The organism is Aromatoleum toluclasticum ATCC 700605 (assembly GCF_000378245.1).
In the GTDB taxonomy this organism is placed as follows: Bacteria; Pseudomonadota; Gammaproteobacteria; order Burkholderiales; family Rhodocyclaceae; genus Aromatoleum; species Aromatoleum toluclasticum.
Map to the genome: position 1 here is coordinate 136153 of NZ_KB899495.1, position 17248 is coordinate 153400.

Below are 17248 nucleotides of genomic sequence, written 5' to 3' on the forward strand. Positions count from 1 at the left end.
CATAAGCCTATAACATCATACACTTACGTCACTTTTCTTTCAAAACAACGTCTCGCCAAACCCAGTAACGGCGCGGAACAGCGGCGGAGTTTTGAAAGTCGTTAGGCGCAACTTGAGCCATTTCATTGCCATAATCAGCATCAGTCACCACGGAGCGTTACTCAGTGATCCCCCCTCGAATCGGCCAGCGAGAGCAGCCGCACGGCCGCATCCTCGGCAAGATCCGATGGGTCCTCGATTACACTGAGAGGCTGAACAGCAGTCCCACCGCTTGTTTACAGGCGCTACGCTGGCTCATCGGGCCTTGGCCGCGAAAGCGACCTCGAAATGACGCTTGCGTTGAAGCTCTCCGGCCGGCAGTCAATGCTCCGGTTCAGTTGGCGTGAGCCAGTTCTCTGTCACCACTTCGGGGTACCTTGCAAAGTCCTTCACGTTGTTGGTGACGACCGTAACGCCGAGCGCCACCGCATGGGCTGCAATCAACTTGTCGAGATGATCCTTCTTGCTCTCGCGAGAGGCCAGCCGGATCGGGCCGTACGCAAGTGCAGCCTCGGCATCGAACGGCATGACCGGGATATCCTGAGCGAGGTCGTCGAGATTGGCGCGCTCGCGCTCTGGATCCGCTGAGGCCGCGACCCCGTATTGAAGTTCGGCAAAGGTAATCGCTGACATCACGACATCACCCACATAGCACTGCGCAAAACGTCGAGCGACCTCCTCGGGATGGTTCTTCATCAGATAGATGCACATGTTGGTGTCGAGCATGTAGCGCGCCATCACAGCGAATCCCTTTCGGTTTGCTCCTGATCGCCGCGACCTTCAGCCATGAAGTCCGGGGAGAACCTCGCGAACTTGGCCATGACACCGGCGAGAGACCGACGAGCGGGACGAATGCGCAACTCGTCGCCAACGCGTTCGATTTCCAGCTCGATGTCGGTGCGTTCGAAAGCCAGGTCCGATGGAATGCGCACGGCCTGTGAATTGCCGTTTTTGAATGCACGCGTGGTGTGCATATCAATCTCCTGTAGCGGATGTACTATGTATGTACACTAGATCGAGCGAGCCATTTTGTAAATACACGGATGTACACCCACCAGACGACAGATTCTGGCATGCACGGGGATCGGATCCCGAACCAAACCCCTTCGAATTCGACGGCCGGCCACGGGCCGTATCCTATAGGCGGCAGTGCACGGAGCGACCGCAGGCGACGTGGTAGCCGCCTCTGATGCGGTCAGCACACAGTCAGACATCCGACCTCCCTCGACCAGACCCTGGATCGATGCACCACAATTTCGCCTTCCCTGCAAGCACGCGTTTCACCTGTAGATCCTGCAGATCCCGCAAAAAACCATCAAGCACGCGGCGAAGCGCCTTCAGGGCGGAATCGCCGCTTTGCGCGTACTCGACCGCGTGGCGCAAGTGGTCGTAGGCGGCGTGCAACCTTGATCTCTGTGATCGCCCCCTTGATACGGGTCATGGCTGGGATCGCCAGCCGAATGCGCCACGACGGAAACGCAGGCAAACACCCACGCGTGCTTGCTCATTCGCGCGGCGTCCGATCCGGCGACGGCGCCAACACTACTTCCAGTTCCAGCACCTCGGCGTCAGCCGCACTGGAATCGAGCATCTGATGGGGCAGGCTGTAGGCGCCCCGCCACTTCGTTGCGTCCGAGGCGCTGCGCGGGTTTCTCGCGAATCTCGACATCGGCGCTGTCGAGATCGATAGCCACGTACGCGATCAGCCACCGCTTGTCGGTGGCTGCATCAAGGACAACGGCCTGCTTGCGTCTGAATTCGAGCACCTTGTCCGCGTGAGCGGGGTTCGTCAGTGGGTCTACGTACTCTATGTCCAGGCCGACACGCAGTCGCGATTGCACCGATGCGCCCCTATTTCGGTAAGCGTCAGCCCGAACCCGAGACAGTCTTGACGCTCGGACCATGGTTCCGTGGAGTTGCAGATCAACCACTGAGCTTCAATTGGAAATTGACGATTTCAAGGCCGCGCCTCGTCGAGTAACGCGGTCAGCCCGGCGCGAACAACTTCACAAAGTGGAGCCGACCGCGTGCGGGTCGCGCGCAAAACCCCGGGGTTCGCCGCCCGACTCGCACCGCGGCCCTGTGCGCCTGTTGACGACCCCCTTGTCGACACACCCGCGGCAATGCCCCTCAGCCTGCCTTGAATTGCGCCGAGATGCGTTCCATCACCGTGTGATGGTTGGCCTGTGCGGCAAGGTTGTAGGGCGTCAGGTTCGCGGCGCGGATGAACGCACGCTCGACCTGCCCTCCTGCGATATCGACATCGATGATGTTGATGCACGCGGGCTCCTGCTCGAAGGCCTTCAGGCCGTGCAGCGAGGCCCCGACGACATGGCTCAGGATGACGCGGTTGACGGCGTCGTGGGCAACGATCAGCAGATTGGCCCAGCCGTCCGCCTGGACGAGTTCGAGCCACACTTCAAGCACGCGACGCTGGAAGTCGGTCCAGGATTCGCCGCCAATGAAGCTCGCGTCCGGCTCCGGGGCCCGTTCGTACGCGCGGGTGATGATCTCGTCGCGCCGCTCCGGCGGCACCGCCGCGAGCCGCCCGGCGCGGATCTCCTTCAGGCGCGGCTCGTCGCGCACCGGCACGGTCCGTCCGTCCAGCACGAGGCTCGCGGTGTGCGCGGTACGCGCCATGCCGGAAATCACCGCATCGTCGAAGGGAACCTCGCGCAGCAGGGCGCCCGCCGCGCGCGCCTGCTCGCATCCGCGTTCGGTGAGCGTCACGTGGCGCGGGTCTATGGGGCGTCCGTCGGCATCAAAGTATTGCACCTCGCCGTGGCGCATCAGGTAGATGCGCCGGCGACGCTCCGTACCCGGCAGACGGCTCATCAGCCCTGTCCCCCGAGATACTTCGGGTTGCTTTCCATGACCTTGGCGCGGATGGTTTCCTGCAGATGCTGCCGCGCCGCGTCGTGCCAGGCACCGGCGTCGGCCCGTCCGGCACGTATCGCATGCGCGAACTCGCGGTCGAGCTCATTGAGCTGCCGGCGCAGGTCGGCCGCTCCCGCGGACGCGTCCCGCCCGGCGTGGCCCAGCAGGCTCCGCAGCGACCTCAGTTCCCTGCGCTCGCCGTCCTCGCCGTTCTTCAACTGGCGCATCGCGATGGCCATGGCGTTGGCGATCATCAGCGCGGCGTGCTTCCGCTCGGGCGGCAGCACGGGCAGGATCTCTTCCCGCAACAAGTTGCGCGCGGTTTCGAGCAATTGTTCGCCGGTCGGTTCGTCGCGCATCAGCGGGCCTCCGTCATGGTCAGGATTTCGTATTCGAGTTCTGGCACGATGTGGCCGGTCAGCGCCAGCATAAGCGAGGTCTCCTCGCCCGAGAGGTGGCGCTCGGCCTGTTGCACGGCGATCACCGCCCAGTTGAGGTGCGCCATCACTTCCCAGTAGTGGATATCCTCGTCTTCGAGGCGGCGCCCGGTGACGTTCGCATAGCCACGATAGAGGTCCTCGCGCGCGCCGACGCCGCCCGCCTCGCCCTTTCCGCCGAAGCGCCAGCACTTGGCGCAGAACCAGCCGACGTCCTCGAGCGGATCGCCCCAGCCGGAGAACTCCCAGTCGAGGATGGCGGCGAGCCCGTTCTCGTCGACCATGTAGTTGCCGGTGCGGAAGTCGCGATGGCACAGGACGAGCTCGCCGCGCTCGGGGGCGTTGATTTCCAGCCAGCGCAGGCCCCATTCCAGCGCGGGGTGCGCGGTGCGATGGGCGTCGAGGAAGCGGCGCATCCGTGCGACGTGCTGCAGCGCGGGCGACGAACCCGGCGACGGCAGGAACGCGAGATCCTCGCGCGGCGGGCGGATCGAGTGGATGCGACCGAGTTCCGCGCCGAGGCGTTCGAGCAGCACGCGACGGTCGCCGCCGAGCGTCGCGTCGCGCACGACGACGTGGGAGGCCGCGATGCCGCCGACAAAGCGCATCACGAAGAACTGCTTACCGATCAGGCTCGCATCGCGGCATAGCCACAAGGGCTCCGGCACGGTCACGCCGGCGGCGTAGGCGGCCTTGAGGAGCGCGAACTCCTCCGCGCGGCAGTGACTGCCCGACACGCCGGACGGCGAGTCGGTGCGCACGACCAGCTTCAGTTCGGGGGCGAACGCCCCGCCCGCGACCTCGGCCTGGATGAACCAGTTTTCCTGGATCGAGCCCCCCGAGAGGAGCTTCGCCTCCTTGATCGATACACGGTCGGCACCGGCTTCCCGTCCGATGAATTCTTCCAGCGCGCTGCGCGTCTGTTCGTTCATGTTGTGCACACTCGTCCGTGGTTCGGAAATGCGATCGCCAGACGCATCACGCTTCACGCGTGATGCCCTTGATGACCCTCTTGGCGATGCTCCAGCGGTGCACCTCGGACGGGCCGTCGTAGATTCGGAACGCGCGCATGTCGGCGAAGATGGCCGCGACGGTGGTTTCGCGCGCGACGCCCTGCCCGCCCAGGATCTGCACGCAGCGGTCGACGACGCGCCAGCAGGCTTCCGAGACGAGCACCTTGGACATGCTGGAGTCGTGGATGGCGAGGTGGCCCTGGTCGAGTACCCAGGCGGTGTGCCAGATCGCGAGCCGCGCCGAGTGGATGTCGATCTCGTTGTCGGCGAGCATGAAACCGACACCTTCGTGGCTGCCCAGCGACTTGCCGAAGGCCTGGCGCCGGCGGGCGTAGTCGGTGGCGATGTCGTGCGCGCGCCGCGCGGCACCCAGCCAGCGCATGCAGTGAGTGAGGCGCGCCGGCGACAGGCGCACCTGCGCGTACTTGAAACCCTCGCCCAGCTCGCCGAGGATGTTCGCAGCCGGCACGCGGACGTTGTCCAGACGCACGACGCCGTGTCCGCCCGGGAAGCAGGTGTCAAGGGTGTCCATCGAGCGTTCGACGACGAAGCCCGGCACGTCGGTATCGGACAGGAACATCGTGGCGCGCCCGTCCTCGAGCTTCGCCATGATGATCGCAAAGGCCGCGCCATTGGCGCCGGTGGTGAACCACTTGCGCCCGTTGATGAGGTAGTCGTCGCCGTCGCGCTCTGCCGTGGTCTGCAGCATCGACGGGTCCGAGCCGGCGCCGGGCGTGGGCTCGGTCATGCAGAAGCAGGAGCGCAGCTTGCCGGCCGCGAGCGGACGCAGCCAGCGTTCCTTGTGCTCGGGGCGCGCGACGACCTCCATCAGGTGCATGTTGCCCTCGTCGGGCGCCGCAATGTTCAGCGCGACCGGGCCGAGCAGCGAATACCCTGCCTCTTCGAAGAACACCGCCTTGGCGCGGTGATCGAGGCCCAGGCCGCCGAATTCCTTGGACACATGCGCCGACAGCAGCTCGGCCGCGCGTCCCTTCGCGATCAGTTCGGCCCGCAGCTCCTCGGAGGGCCCATGTGGGGTCCGGCGCGGATCGCGCTCGAACGGGATGATTTCTTCGGCGATGAAGCGGCGCACTTTCTGCTGCAGCGCCGCCAGCTCTTCCGGCAGATCGAAGTTCATGCTTGTGTGACTCCCGCGAAATGGTTCAGGCGCTGTAATCGAAGAAGCCGCGGCCGCTCTTGCGCCCGAGGAAACCGGCATCGACCATTTCCTTGAGGAGCGGCGCGGGCCGGTACTTGGGATCGTTGAAGCCGGCGTGGAACATCTCCATCACCGACAGCATCGTGTCGAGCCCGATCAGATCGGCCAGGGCGAGCGGGCCGATCGGCTGGTTGCAGCCGAGCTTCATGCCGGCATCGATCTCCTCCGCCGACGCGAGGCCTTCCTGCAGCGCGAAGACGGCCTCGTTGATCATGGGGCAGAGGATGCGATTCACCGCGAAGCCCGGGCTGTTCTTCGCGACGATCGAGGTCTTGCCGATCGCGGCGACGAAGGCGCGGGCGGCCTCGACGGTGGCCTGCGCGGTACGCAGCCCCGGAACGAGTTCAACCAGCGCCATGACCGGCACCGGGTTGAAGAAGTGCATGCCGATGAAGCGCGCGGGGCGTTTCGTCGCGGCCGCAAGGCGCGTGACCGACATCGACGAGGTGTTGGTCGCGATCAGCGCGTCCGGGCCGACGACGGCGTCGACCTGGGCGAGAATCTTCAGCTTGAGCGCTTCGTTCTCGGTCGCCGCCTCGATCACCAGATCGACGCGCGCGAGGTCGGCGTAATCGGTGGAGCCGCGGATACGGTCGAGGTACTCGGCTTTCTGCGCGGCCGTGAGCTGGCCCTTCTTGATCAGGCGATCGAGGCTGCCGGAGATCGTCGCGATCCCCCTCCCGACCGCATCGGACGAAATATCGACCATGACGACGGACAGCCCCGCCGCCGCGCATACTTGGGCAATGCCGTTGCCCATGGTCCCCGCCCCGAGGACCCCTACCGTACCGATACCCATGCTCCGCTCCCTGTGGATCCTTGAAATGTGCGCCCGCGCGTCTTACAGCCGCTCGAAGATGGCCGCGATGCCCTGGCCGCCGCCGATGCACATCGTCACCAGCGCGTAGCGCCCACCGCTGCGGTGCAGCTCGTAAATGGCCTTGGTGGTGATGATTGCGCCGGTCGCGCCGACCGGATGGCCGAGCGAAATGCCCGAACCGTTGGGGTTGACCTTGCGCGGATCGAATCCCAGTTCGCGTGTCACAGCACAAGCCTGCGCCGCGAAGGCCTCGTTCGACTCGATGACGTCGAGGTCCTCGACCTTCAGGCCGGTGCGCTCGAGCACCAGGCGCGTCGCCGGCACCGGGCCGATTCCCATGTAGAGCGGGTCTACGCCCGCATGCGCGTAGCCGACCAGGCGCGCCAGCGGCTTGAGGCCGAGCGCGGCGGCGCGGCCGGCTTCCGCGAGCACCACCGCGGCCGCGCCGTCGTTGAGGCCCGAGGCGTTGCCGGCGGTCACGGTGCCGCCGTCCTTCTTGAAGGCCGGCTTCATTGCGGCGAGCGCCTCGAGCGTGGCGCCGGAACGCACGTGCTCGTCGGTGTCGAAGCGTGCGACGCCGCTCCTGGTCTTCACCTCGACAGGGACGATCTGCTCCTTGAAATAGCCCTCGACGATGGCGACCGAGGCGCGGCGCTGGCTCTCCAGCGCGAGCGCATCCTGCATCTCGCGCGTGATGCCGTAGCGTTCGGCGACGTTCTCGGCGGTGATGCCCATGTGCACCGTCTTCCACGGGTCGTGGAGGATGCCGTTCATGTAGTCGACGAGGCGCGCATCCAGCATCCGCGCGCCCCAGCGGAGGTTCGGCACGGTATAGGGGCCGCGGCTCATCGATTCCGCACCGGCACCGATCGCGAGATCGCAGTCACCCAGACGGATCGCCTGCGCCGCAGACACGATAGCCTGCAGGCCCGAGCCACACAGGCGATTGACGTTGAATGCCGGGACGGTCTCGGGGATGCCCGAATCCATCGCCGCGACGCGGCTCAGGTAGGCGTCGCGCGGCTCGGTCGGGATGACGTTGCCCATCACGACGTGCCCGATCGCATCCGGCGCTGCGCCGGAACGCTGCAGCGCGGCCTTCACCGCGACGGTGGCCAGTTCGGTGAGCGGGACGTCCTTCAGGGTCCCGCCATACGTTCCGATGGGAGTCCGTGCAGCTCCCAGCACGACTACTTCACGCTGCGACATCGCTTTCAACGCCTCTTAAAGGTTATCCGGGTATTCCTTGTGCCGTTCCCGCATACCTCGATGCAGTACGGCCCGACCGGTCGGTCGAACGAATACTAAAACATCGGCGCGACAACGACAAGCCGTTTGTGCAAACCTCGCCCGCCCCGCTCGGAAGTCCACTCGAAGCCGATCAACGACTCGCCGACACGCGCTCCGATGCACGGGGGCGCATAAAAAAAAGAAAGCCGTCCGGTGAACTCGTGTCACCGGACGGCAAAGCTTCGACGCAGGTTGCGTGGAGAGAGAGGAGGCGCAATCGTCGAAGTGAGACACCACCAAAAAGCAGAGGAGACTCGCGCACATGTCACGGCCGTCGGCTGTCGTGCTTTCTTGACACCCGACCGGTCGGTCGGTACGCTTGAGTCGAATCTTAAGTGACTCGATTGCGGATGACAAGCCCCCGCAGCGACGCAGCCGAAATGCGAAGCGCAGGGGCCATCCGGATACCAGGAGAAATCGATGCAGGATCTGGCCGGACGCGTTGCGGTCATCACAGGCGCTGCCAGCGGCATCGGCGCGGCGATGGCGTGGCGCTTTGCGCGCGCGGGTATGAAGATCGTCGCCGCCGACGTCGATGAAACGGGCCTTGCGGCTGTGTGTGCGGAACTCGTCGACGCGGGTCACGCGGCAATTAGCGTCCGCACCAACGTCGCCAGCGCGGATGAGGTGGAAGCCCTGGCCGAGCGTGCATACGCCGCCTTCGGCGCCGTCCATCTGCTGTGCAACAACGCCGGCGTCGTCCCGTCCGGGCGCTACCGGGCAGTGTGGGAGTTCCCGCTCGAGGATTGGCGCTGGTCGCTCGATGTGAATCTCTACGGCGTCATACACGGCTTGCGCAGCTTCATCCCGCGCATGCTGGACGCGGGCCACGAAGGCCACGTGCTGACGACGGCCTCGGTCGCGGGGCTGATCAGCGGCTCGGGCTCCGCCGTGTACAGCGCGGCGAAGCATGCCGCGGTGCGGGTCACGGAAGCCTTGTATGCCTCGCTGCGCGAACGCAACGCGCCGATCGGCGTGAGCCTGCTGTGCCCCGGCCTCGTGAACACGCGCATCTACGAATCCGAGCGAAGCCGCCCCGAGGCCCTGCGGCCCGCTGACGGACCGGCCCGGGAAACCGCGGAGTTGCAGGCGATTGCCGCCAGCCTCTACGCGGGCGCGATGTCCCCCGAGGAAGTCGCCGAGCTTGCCTGCCAGGCCGTGCTCGACGAGCGCCTGTACGTGCTCACCACCGACAGCTTCGACGACGCGATCCGCGAGCGCATGACCGCCATCCTGGAACGCCGCAATCCGGCGTTCGCGACCCTGCTGGCGCTGAGCCGGCGCGACGTCGGCGAACGCGGGCGGCCGTCGACGGCGGCGACTTCACCAACGACGGCAGCTTGAGCTCAGCCTGCCCTAATCCTCCATCACGACAAGGGAACCGCACATGCCCCACCCCGTTCTGGCCCGCCCGGACCTGATCCGGTTCGAAGGCGACACCCCTCACCTCGTCGGCAGCCGCTGCGACGAATGCGGCGAGGTGTATTTCCCCGCCACCGACAGCTGCACGCGCTGCACCGCCACGCGGATGAGTCCGCACGATCTCGGCCACCGCGGCACGCTGTGGTCGTGGACGATCCAGGGCTTCCTGCCTAAGGCGCCCTACAACGGCGGCGAGACGGCCGAAACCTTCCAGCCCTATGGCGTCGGCTACGTGGAGCTGGGCAGCGGCATCAAGGTCGAGTCGCGCCTGACCGTCGCCGACGAGGCGAAACTGCAGATCGGCATGCCGCTCGAACTGACCCTGATCCCCTACCGCAGGACCGACGACGGCGAGGTGCATACGTTCGCCTTCCGCCCGGCTGCATCCGCCTGACGAGGAACATGCGCATGACTCAAGACGTCGCCATCATCGGCATCGGCCTGCACCCCTTCGGCCGCCACGACACGCTCACCGGCCGTGCCCAGGGCGCGATCGCGCTGCGCGCCGCGCTCAAGGACGCCGGCATCGGCTGGGACCGCATCGGCATCGCCTACGGCGGCAGCCACGACGCCGGCAATGCGGATGCGTTGTGCAACGACCTCGGGCTCACCGGCCTGCCTTTCGTGAATGTCGCCAACGGCTGCGCCACCGGCGGCAGCGCGCTCGCGAGCGCGGTCGCGGCGATCCGCTCGGGCAGTGCGGAGTTTGCCGTGGCGGTCGGTTTCGACAAGCACCCGCGCGGCGCCTTCAACCCGCATCCGCGCGACTGGGGCCTGCCCGACTGGTACGGCGAGACCGGCCTGATGCTGACCACCCAGTTCTTCGCGTTGAAGACGCGGCGCTACATGCACGACCACGGCATCACGGAGGACGCGCTGGTGCGCGTCGCACAGCGCGCCTTCCGCAATGGCGCGCTGAACCCGCAGGCATGGCGGCGGCGCGAGATGAGCTATGGGGAGATCGCCGAATCGATGCCGGTGAACCTGCCGCTGCGCCAGTACATGTTCTGCAATCCGGCCGAAGGCGGCGCAGCGGTCGTGCTGTGCCCGGCGGAAGTCGCAAAGCGGTATCACGCGAAACCGATCATCGTGAAGGCCGCCGTCGTGCGCACGCGCCACCACGGCTCATTCGAGGTCTTCAGTCCGGCGCTGGCCGCACAGCAGGCGCCCGCGCCGACGGTGACGGCATCGCGCGCCGCCTTCGAGCAGGCCGGCGTGGCCCCGCGCGACATCGACGTGCTGCAACTGCAGGACACCGACTCGGGCAGCGAGGTCATCCACATGGCGGAAAACGGCTTCTGCGAACACGGCGAGCAGGAGCGTCTGTTGCGCGACGGCGAAACGGAGATCGGCGGACGGCTGCCGATCAACACCGACGGCGGCTGCCTCGCCAACGGCGAGCCGATCGGCGCCTCCGGCCTGCGCCAGGTGATCGAGATCTGCACACAGCTGCGACAGGAAGCGGGCGCGCGGCAGGTGCCGGGAAACCCGCGCCTCGGCTACACCCACGTCTATGGCGCGCCGGGCGTCAGCGGCGTGACGATCCTGCAGCGGTAGGCGCGCGCGGTGCTGTGGCGCAGTCAGATGGCGGACGTCCCCTTCGAGGGGATCTACCGTCGCCAGGTCGACCTCGACGCCCCCGATGCGCAGACCGTCGTCGGCTGGCTGGAGGACGAGTCGCACCACTTCGGGATCACGCTCGTGCATGACGGTACGCACATCCGCGAACTGCGCATGGCCGCGCCGCGCTACCCGTGGACGACCTGCGCCGAGGCCGTCCGTCCGCTGCAGGCGCTGGTCGGCAAGCCGCTCGTGGCGCGCGCTTCGCAGCTCGGCACGCTCGCAGACGTGCGTCTGCAATGCACGCACGTCTTCGACCTCGCGAGTCTGATGGTCGCCCACGCGCACGCCGGCCGCGGCCACCGGCGCTACCACGGCACGGTCGAACCGCTCGCGGCGGTCCGGCCCGATGCGCCCGAGGGCTGGCAGCGCGCGACGCTCCATCGCGACGGCGTCGTCGTGCTGCAGTGGGACCTCCACGACGACCGCATCATGGCGCCGGCAGTCCACGCCGGGCGCACGATCTACCACGGCTTCCGCGAATGGACCGAATCGCTCGCCCCCGAGGAGGCCGAGCACGCGCTGGTGCTGCGCCGCGTCGCCTTCGTGTCGAACGGGCGGCGGATCACCATCGAGCACCTCGATTCGGCCGCCGAGCTGGGTCAGGCCGCGGTGTGCCATTCCTTTCAGCCGGCGCAGCGCGAGCGCGCGACCCCGATGCCCGACTCGCGCCGGCGCTACGACACCACCCCCGAGGAGATGCTCGCGCAGATGCGCGTGCAACCCTGACCGATCACGGAGACCGTTTGCGATGCAGAACTACACCGATTTCACCGACAAGGTCGTGCTGGTCACGGGTGCCAGCCGCGGCCTGGGGCGTGCGATGGCGCTGGGCTTCGCGGAATGCGGCGCGGACATCGTCGCGACGAGCCGCTCCGCCGAAAGCTGCGCCGAGGTCGTCGCGGAAGTCGAGCGGCTCGGGCGCCGCGCCGTCGCCATCGGCTGCCACGTCGGCAAGTGGGACGAACTGCCGCGGCTCGTCGCAGGGGCCCTCGAAGCCTTCGGCCGCATCGACGTGCTGGTGAATAACGCCGGCATCGCGCCGGTCGCCGACTCGTCCGCGGCGGTGAGCGAGGAGCTGTTCGACAAGATCGTGGACGTGAACCTGAAGGGCCCGTTCCGCCTTGCCGCGTTGGTCGCCGAGCACATGCGTACGTCCGGCGGCGGCGCCATCATCAACATCACCAGCACCGCCGCGATCCGCCCTGAACCGGTGTATCCGGTCTACGCCGCAGCCAAGGGCGCGCTCAACATCGTCACGCGCGCACAGGCGATGGAGTTCGGCCCCACGGTGCGCGTCAACGCGATCATGGCCGGCCCGTTCTGGACCGACATCTCGCGCGCCTGGCGCGAGGAGTACGACCGCAACGCGCCGTCGGCGGTGAAACGCATCGGCCGCCCGGATGAGATCGTGTCGAGCGCGCTATATCTGGCAAGCCCGCGTTCGAGCTACACCACCGGGGCGATCATCCAGCTCGACGGAGGAATCCTGTAGGGGAAGGATACGGTCGGCCAGGCGCCGGGCCCCGGCGCAGGCGTTGCAGATGCCGGCCGTCTTTCCGCCGCCGAGACGGATGCGGATCGGCTCAGCCCGACCTTCTCCCGCGGATGGCCCCTGGCGCGGCACCGGCTCGCCGGCCCCGCTTGCGCGCGCACTGTCGGACCACAGGTCGCGCACCCGGCGCGGCGAGTGTACGGCGCGGTCGAGCGAAACACGAACGGGCGTCACGCGGCTTACCTCAGCGACGCATTGAGTGCGGCCAGTGCGCCGCTGCCCGGACATAGATAGGCGTCCCCGAGCTGGTTGAGCGACTTCTCGACGGTGTTGAGGTGCGCGTGCATGTCCTCGCCGCTGCTATCGACGTACAGCAGGCCGGTGACGATCTCGCCCAGTGCCTGGCGTTCCTGCAGGTAGTTCATCGCGCCGATACGGTCCGACGGATCGTAATCGACGCCGAGCTTCCTCAGGTGCAGGATCGAGCCGTCGTGCTGCACCACGCGGCGCAGGCTGCCCGGCGGGTAGGAGGCTTCGATCTGCGCCTTGGGCAGGATCACGTCCAACCGGTTCACCGCCGCGTTGTGTTCGCGCACGTAGTCGTAGCTCTTGGTCGAGCCCGTGTGGTTGTTGAAAGTCACGCACGGGCTGATGACGTCGATGAAGGCCGGCCCACCGTGGCGCAGCGCGCCCTTGATGAGCGGCACGAGCTGCTCCTTGTCGCCCGAGAAGCTGCGCGCGACGTAGGTGGCGCCCAGCTGCAGTGCGAGCGCGGCCAGGTCGATCGGACTGTCGCTGTTGATGACGCCCTTCTTGCTCTTGGAGCCCTTGTCGGCGGTGGCCGAGAACTGGCCCTTGGTGAGGCCGTACACGCCGTTGTTCTCGACGATGTAGGTCATGTTCACGCCGCGGCGCATCGCGTGGGCGAACTGGCCGATGCCGATCGAGGCCGAGTCGCCGTCGCCCGACACGCCCAGGTACAGCAGGTTGCGGTTGGCGAGCGCGGCGCCGGTGAGCACCGAAGGCATGCGCCCGTGCACCGAGTTGAAGCCATGCGAGTTGCCGAGGAAGTAGTCGGGCGTCTTCGACGAACAGCCGATGCCCGAGAGCTTGGCGACCTTGTGCGGTTCGACGTCGAGGTCGAAGCAGGCCTGCACCACCGAGGCGCTGATCGAGTCGTGGCCGCAGCCGGCGCACAGCGTCGAGATCGCGCCTTCGTAGTCGCGGCGGGTGTAGCCGAGGGCGTTGCGCGGGGTGTCGGGGCGCAGCAGTTTCGGTTTGGCGAGATAGGTCATGGAGCCACCTTGCGCAGCGGGTTGGCGTGGGGTTCGAGGGCGCTGACCTTGAGTGCGGCGAGTTCGTCGGCGATGCGCCCGGCGATGAAGCCCGCCGTGATCGGCGTGCCGTCGTAGTGCAGCACGCGCACGAGCTTCTTCGGCGAGATTTCGCCCTCGTTGATGAGCATCGTGCGCAGCTGCGCGCTCTCGTTCTGCTCGACGACGAAGACCTGGTCGTGCGCGGCGATGAAGTCCATGACTTCATCGCTGAACGGGAAGGCGCGCACGCGCAGGGTGTCGAGGTGGAGACCGTCGTCCTGGAGCAGCGTGATCGCCTCGGCCATCGCCGGGCTGGTCGAGCCGTAGCAGATTGCGCCGACGCGGGTCGGCGCCGCGGCCTTCGTCAGCACCGGCGCGGGCACCAGCGTCTTGGCCGTATCGAATTTCCGCCGCAGGCGCTCCATGTTGTACACGTAGTCGGTACCGGCCTCGCTGTACTTGGCGTACGGGTTGCGCGTGGTGCCGCGCGTGAAGTAGGCGCCCTTGGTCGGATGCGTGCCGGGAATCGTGCGGTACGGGATGCCGTCGCCGTCGACGTCGAGGTAGCGGCCGAAGTCCTTGCCGGCTTCGAGGTCCTCGTGGCTCAGCAGTTTGCCGCGGTCGTAGCGGCGGCTGTCGTCCCAGTCGAAGGGCTTGCACAGGCGCTCGTTCATGCCAATGTCAAGGTCGAGCATGACGAACACGGGTGTCTGCAGGCGCTCGGCGAGGTCGAAGGCCTGCGCGCCGAGCGTGAAGCATTCGTAGGGGTCTTCGGGGAAGAGCAGCACGTGGCGCGTGTCGCCGTGCGACGCGTAGGCGCACGCGAGCAGATCGGACTGCTGGGTGCGCGTGGGCATGCCGGTGGAGGGCCCGCCACGCTGCACGTCGTAGATGACGGCCGGGATCTCGGCGAAATACGCGAGGCCGAGGAATTCCTGCATCAGCGAGATGCCGGGGCCCGAGGTGGCGGTGAAGGCGCGCGCGCCGTTCCAGCCGGCACCGATGACCATGCCGATCGCCGCGAGTTCGTCCTCGGCCTGGGCAATGGCGTAGCGGGCGCGGCCGCTGTCGGGTTCGGTGCGGAACTTGCGGCAGTAGCTGGAAAAGGCTTCGATGACCGAGGTCGAGGGGGTGATCGGATACCAGCCCGTGACGGTGGCGCCGCCATACACGGCACCGAGGCCGCAGGCGCTGTTGCCGTCGATGAAGATGCGGTCGCCGACTGCGTCGGCACGTTCGACACGCAGCCCCAGCGGGCAGGCGAAATGCTGGCGCGCGTAGTCGTGGCCGAGGCGCAGCGCCCGCAGGTTGGCGTCGATGAGCTTGTCCTTGCCGCGGTACTGCTCGGAAACGAGCCGTTCGGTGACCGCGAGGTCGATGTCGAGCAGCCCTACCAAGGCGCCGACGTACATGATGTTGCGCACGAGCTGGCGCTGGCGCACGTCGGGGTAGTCGCGGCTGCACAGCTCGGTGAGCGGGATGCCGATCACGCTGATGTCGTCGCGGAATTTCGAGCGCGGCAGCATCTTCGTCGAGTCGTACACGAGGTAGCCGCCCGGGGCGAGTTCGGCGACGTCGCGGTCCCAGGTCTGCGGGTTCATCGCCACCATCATGTCGCAGCCGCCGCGGCGGGCGAGCCAGCCGGCGCCGGAGACGCGCATCTCGTACCACGTCGGCATCCCCTGGATGTTCGACGGGAAGATGTTGCGCGGCGACACGGGCACGCCCATGCGCATGATCGCGCGCGCGAACAGTTCGTTCGCCGAGGCCGAGCCGGAGCCGTTGACGTTGGCGAACTTGATGACAAAGTCGTTGGTGCTGCGAATTGCCTGTCGGGTGTTCATACTGGGGTGACCTCCGCTCCGGCGTGCGCGGTGTGCAGGACGAACTTCTGCATGTCCCATGCGCCGGTGGGACAGCGTTCGGCACACATGCCGCAATGCACGCAGACGTTTTCGTCCTTGACCATGACCCGCCCGGTCTTGAGACCGTCGGCGTGGTACAGGGACTGTTCGGTGTTGGTGGCAGGCGCCTTCAGCCGCTGCCGCAGCTCGGCTTCCTCGCCGTCGGCCGTGAAAGTGATGCACTCGCTCGGGCAGATGTCGATACAGGCGTCGCACTCGATGCACGCGTGCGGCGTGAACACCGTGGCGACGTCGCAATTGAGACAGCGGGCGGCCTCCTTGCACGCCAACTCGACGTCGAAGCCCAGCTCGAGTTCGAGGCGCACGTCGCCGAGCGTCGCGGACAGGTCGCGCACCGGCATCTTGCGCCGGCGGTCCTCGGACACGTCGTTGGCGTAGCTCCACTCGTGGATGCCCATCTTCTGGCTGACGAGCCGGGTGAGCGGCGCCGGACGTAGCGCCACATCCTGCCCCTGACAGAACCGGTCGATCGAGATCGCCGCCTCGTGCCCCTGGGCGACGGCCGTGATGATGTTCTTCGGCCCGAACGCGGCGTCGCCGCCGAAGAAGACGTCGGGCCGCGTCGACTGCAGGGTTTTCGCGTCCAGCACCGGCATGCCCCAGCGATCGAAGTCGACGCCGATGTCGCGCTCGATCCACGGAAAGCTGTTCTCCTGGCCGATGGCGACGAGCACGTCGTCGCACGGCATGAGCACGGCCGGCGCGCCCGTCGACACGAGCGAACGGCGGCCCTTGGCGTCGTACTCCGCGCGGACCGTGTCGAAGCGCACGCCGGTGAGGCGGCCCTTGTCGTGCACAAATTCGAGCGGAACGAGGAAGTTGTGGATCGGAATGCCCTCGTGGATGGCTTCTTCCTTTTCCCACGGCGAGGCTTTCATTTCGTCGAAACCGCTGCGCACGACGACCTGCACGTCCTCGCCGCCGAGGCGCCGCGCCGAGCGGCAGCAGTCCATCGCGGTGTTGCCGCCGCCGAGCACGAGCACGCGGCGGCCGATGCTGGTGGTATGGCCGAAGGCGACGTTGGCGAGCCAGTCGATACCGAGATGGATGTTGGCCGCGGCTTCCTGGCGGCCCGGCAGCTCGGCGTCGCGGCCGCGCGGCGCGCCGGTGCCGACAAACACCGCGTCCCAGCCCGCGGCGAGCATGTCGCGCAGGCTGTCGACCCAGTGATTGAGGCGAACCTCGACGCCGAGTCCCTCGATGTAGCCGCACTCCTCGTCGATGATCGCGTCGGGCAGGCGGAATTTGGGGATCTGGCTGCGCATCATGCCGCCGGCAGAGGTGCCGCTGTCGAACACGGTGACGCTGTAGCCGAGCACGGCGAGGTCGCGCGCGACGGTCATCGATGCCGGCCCTGCACCGATGCAGGCGATGCGCTTGCCGTTCGGCTGCTGCGGCGGTCGCGGCAGGCGGTCGGTGATGTCGCCCTTGAGGTCGGCGGCGACGCGCTTGAGACGGCAGATTGCCACCGGCTGCTCTTCGACCCGGCCGCGCCGGCAGGCCGGTTCGCAGGGACGGTCGCACACCCGGCCGAGGATGCCGGGGAAGACGTTCGAGCGCCAGTTGATGGCATAGGCGTCGGCGTAGCGGCCGGCCGCGACGAGCCGGATGTATTCCGGAACGGGCGTATGCGCGGGACACGCCCACTGGCAGTCGACCACCTTGTGCAGGTAGTCGGGCGCGCCGAGGTCAGTCGGTTTCAAGGGCAATCCACCTCACAAAATAACGCCTGACCTTTCCAGTCTCCTCCGGTCCGGCCCTGCACTTTATAAAAC

At 67.1% G+C, this 17248-nt stretch carries 17 protein-coding genes; 5 read left to right on the plus strand and 12 right to left on the minus strand.

Annotated features, from left to right (window positions below):
* Positions 1-360 precede the first annotated feature (360 nt).
* The 9 genes from F464_RS0110075 to F464_RS0110115 all read right to left on the minus strand — a co-directional run bounded on the left by F464_RS0110075 (position 361) and on the right by F464_RS0110115 (position 7614).
* On the minus strand, positions 361-777 hold the full coding sequence (locus F464_RS0110075; protein WP_018989679.1) for a type II toxin-antitoxin system VapC family toxin: 417 nt from the start codon (positions 775-777) through the stop codon (positions 361-363).
* Positions 777-1013 (minus strand): type II toxin-antitoxin system VapB family antitoxin, encoded by a 237-nt coding sequence (gene vapB / locus F464_RS0110080; RefSeq protein WP_018989680.1) that lies wholly within the window; start codon positions 1011-1013, stop codon positions 777-779. Before vapB ends, F464_RS0110075 begins: the two co-directional genes overlap by 1 nt.
* 594 nt (positions 1014-1607) lie before the next feature.
* Positions 1608-1805, minus strand: a complete 198-nt coding sequence (locus tag F464_RS28215; RefSeq protein ID WP_198292254.1) for a hypothetical protein — start codon at positions 1803-1805, stop codon at positions 1608-1610.
* A gap of 364 nt (positions 1806-2169) precedes the next feature.
* Positions 2170-2874 carry a histidine phosphatase family protein gene (locus tag F464_RS0110090; RefSeq protein WP_018989682.1) on the minus strand — a complete coding sequence of 235 codons (705 nt, stop codon included), beginning with the start codon at positions 2872-2874 and terminating at the stop codon, positions 2170-2172.
* Positions 2874-3275, minus strand: coding sequence for a DUF6285 domain-containing protein (locus tag F464_RS0110095; RefSeq protein WP_018989683.1), 402 nt, complete (start codon positions 3273-3275; stop codon positions 2874-2876). Before F464_RS0110095 ends, F464_RS0110090 begins: the two co-directional genes overlap by 1 nt.
* Positions 3275-4285, minus strand: a complete 1011-nt coding sequence (locus F464_RS0110100; RefSeq protein ID WP_018989684.1) for a phosphotransferase family protein — start codon at positions 4283-4285, stop codon at positions 3275-3277. The genes F464_RS0110095 and F464_RS0110100 overlap by 1 nt, the downstream gene beginning before the upstream one ends.
* A gap of 46 nt (positions 4286-4331) precedes the next feature.
* Positions 4332-5504, minus strand: coding sequence for an acyl-CoA dehydrogenase family protein (locus tag F464_RS0110105; protein ID WP_018989685.1), 1173 nt, complete (start codon positions 5502-5504; stop codon positions 4332-4334).
* 25 nt (positions 5505-5529) lie between these two features.
* Positions 5530-6384 (minus strand): 3-hydroxybutyryl-CoA dehydrogenase, encoded by an 855-nt coding sequence (locus F464_RS0110110; RefSeq protein ID WP_026295898.1) that lies wholly within the window; start codon positions 6382-6384, stop codon positions 5530-5532.
* 42 nt (positions 6385-6426) lie between these two features.
* The gene (locus F464_RS0110115; RefSeq protein ID WP_018989687.1) at positions 6427-7614 is read right to left on the minus strand and encodes an acetyl-CoA C-acyltransferase family protein; all 1188 of its coding nucleotides are present in this window, start codon (positions 7612-7614) and stop codon (positions 6427-6429) included.
* Positions 7615-8115: 501 nt separating this feature from the next.
* Here F464_RS0110115 and F464_RS28220 point away from each other — a divergent pair.
* The 5 genes from F464_RS28220 to F464_RS0110140 are packed head-to-tail and all read left to right on the plus strand — an operon-like array spanning position 8116 to position 12232.
* Entirely contained in the window at positions 8116-9039 is a 924-nt protein-coding gene (locus F464_RS28220; RefSeq protein ID WP_018989688.1) for an SDR family NAD(P)-dependent oxidoreductase, read from the plus strand.
* A 43-nt stretch (positions 9040-9082) separates the two neighbouring features.
* The gene (locus F464_RS0110125; RefSeq protein ID WP_018989689.1) at positions 9083-9511 is read left to right on the plus strand and encodes a Zn-ribbon domain-containing OB-fold protein; all 429 of its coding nucleotides are present in this window, start codon (positions 9083-9085) and stop codon (positions 9509-9511) included.
* A 14-nt stretch (positions 9512-9525) separates the two neighbouring features.
* On the plus strand, positions 9526-10674 hold the full coding sequence (locus F464_RS0110130; protein ID WP_018989690.1) for a thiolase family protein: 1149 nt from the start codon (positions 9526-9528) through the stop codon (positions 10672-10674).
* A 9-nt stretch (positions 10675-10683) separates the two neighbouring features.
* Positions 10684-11466, plus strand: a complete 783-nt coding sequence (locus F464_RS0110135) for a DUF2889 domain-containing protein (protein WP_026295899.1) — start codon at positions 10684-10686, stop codon at positions 11464-11466.
* Between the two features lie 22 nt (positions 11467-11488).
* On the plus strand, positions 11489-12232 hold the full coding sequence (locus F464_RS0110140; RefSeq protein WP_018989692.1) for an SDR family NAD(P)-dependent oxidoreductase: 744 nt from the start codon (positions 11489-11491) through the stop codon (positions 12230-12232).
* A 239-nt stretch (positions 12233-12471) separates the two neighbouring features.
* Here the strand turns inward: F464_RS0110140 and F464_RS0110145 are convergent, their stop codons facing one another.
* The 3 genes from F464_RS0110145 to F464_RS0110155 are packed head-to-tail and all read right to left on the minus strand — an operon-like array spanning position 12472 to position 17176.
* A complete protein-coding gene (locus F464_RS0110145) occupies positions 12472-13527 on the minus strand; it encodes a 2-oxoacid:ferredoxin oxidoreductase subunit beta (RefSeq protein ID WP_018989693.1) in 1056 nt (351 codons plus the stop codon).
* Positions 13524-15392, minus strand: coding sequence for a 2-oxoacid:acceptor oxidoreductase subunit alpha (locus F464_RS0110150; RefSeq protein WP_018989694.1), 1869 nt, complete (start codon positions 15390-15392; stop codon positions 13524-13526). Before F464_RS0110150 ends, F464_RS0110145 begins: the two co-directional genes overlap by 4 nt.
* Entirely contained in the window at positions 15389-17176 is a 1788-nt protein-coding gene (locus tag F464_RS0110155; protein WP_018989695.1) for an FAD-dependent oxidoreductase, read from the minus strand. Before F464_RS0110155 ends, F464_RS0110150 begins: the two co-directional genes overlap by 4 nt.
* Positions 17177-17248: the final 72 nt, after the last annotated feature.

What these genes read in the sequence shown, in the direction of transcription:
- F464_RS0110100 (WP_018989684.1), bottom strand. Translation starts at nt 4,285, where the DNA reads ATGAACGAACAGACGCGCAGCGCGCTGGAAGAATTCATCGGACGGGAA.
- vapB (WP_018989680.1), bottom strand. Translation starts at nt 1,013, where the DNA reads ATGCACACCACGCGTGCATTCAAAAACGGCAATTCACAGGCCGTGCGC.
- F464_RS0110090 (WP_018989682.1), bottom strand. Translation starts at nt 2,874, where the DNA reads ATGAGCCGTCTGCCGGGTACGGAGCGTCGCCGGCGCATCTACCTGATG.
- F464_RS0110150 (WP_018989694.1), bottom strand. Translation starts at nt 15,392, where the DNA reads ATGAACACCCGACAGGCAATTCGCAGCACCAACGACTTTGTCATCAAG.
- F464_RS28220 (WP_018989688.1), top strand. Translation starts at nt 8,116, where the DNA reads ATGCAGGATCTGGCCGGACGCGTTGCGGTCATCACAGGCGCTGCCAGC.
- F464_RS0110145 (WP_018989693.1), bottom strand. Translation starts at nt 13,527, where the DNA reads ATGACCTATCTCGCCAAACCGAAACTGCTGCGCCCCGACACCCCGCGC.
- F464_RS0110095 (WP_018989683.1), bottom strand. Translation starts at nt 3,275, where the DNA reads ATGCGCGACGAACCGACCGGCGAACAATTGCTCGAAACCGCGCGCAAC.
- F464_RS0110110 (WP_026295898.1), bottom strand. Translation starts at nt 6,384, where the DNA reads ATGGGTATCGGTACGGTAGGGGTCCTCGGGGCGGGGACCATGGGCAAC.
- F464_RS0110140 (WP_018989692.1), top strand. Translation starts at nt 11,489, where the DNA reads ATGCAGAACTACACCGATTTCACCGACAAGGTCGTGCTGGTCACGGGT.
- F464_RS0110075 (WP_018989679.1), bottom strand. Translation starts at nt 777, where the DNA reads ATGGCGCGCTACATGCTCGACACCAACATGTGCATCTATCTGATGAAG.
- F464_RS0110115 (WP_018989687.1), bottom strand. Translation starts at nt 7,614, where the DNA reads ATGTCGCAGCGTGAAGTAGTCGTGCTGGGAGCTGCACGGACTCCCATC.
- F464_RS0110130 (WP_018989690.1), top strand. Translation starts at nt 9,526, where the DNA reads ATGACTCAAGACGTCGCCATCATCGGCATCGGCCTGCACCCCTTCGGC.
- F464_RS0110125 (WP_018989689.1), top strand. Translation starts at nt 9,083, where the DNA reads ATGCCCCACCCCGTTCTGGCCCGCCCGGACCTGATCCGGTTCGAAGGC.
- F464_RS0110105 (WP_018989685.1), bottom strand. Translation starts at nt 5,504, where the DNA reads ATGAACTTCGATCTGCCGGAAGAGCTGGCGGCGCTGCAGCAGAAAGTG.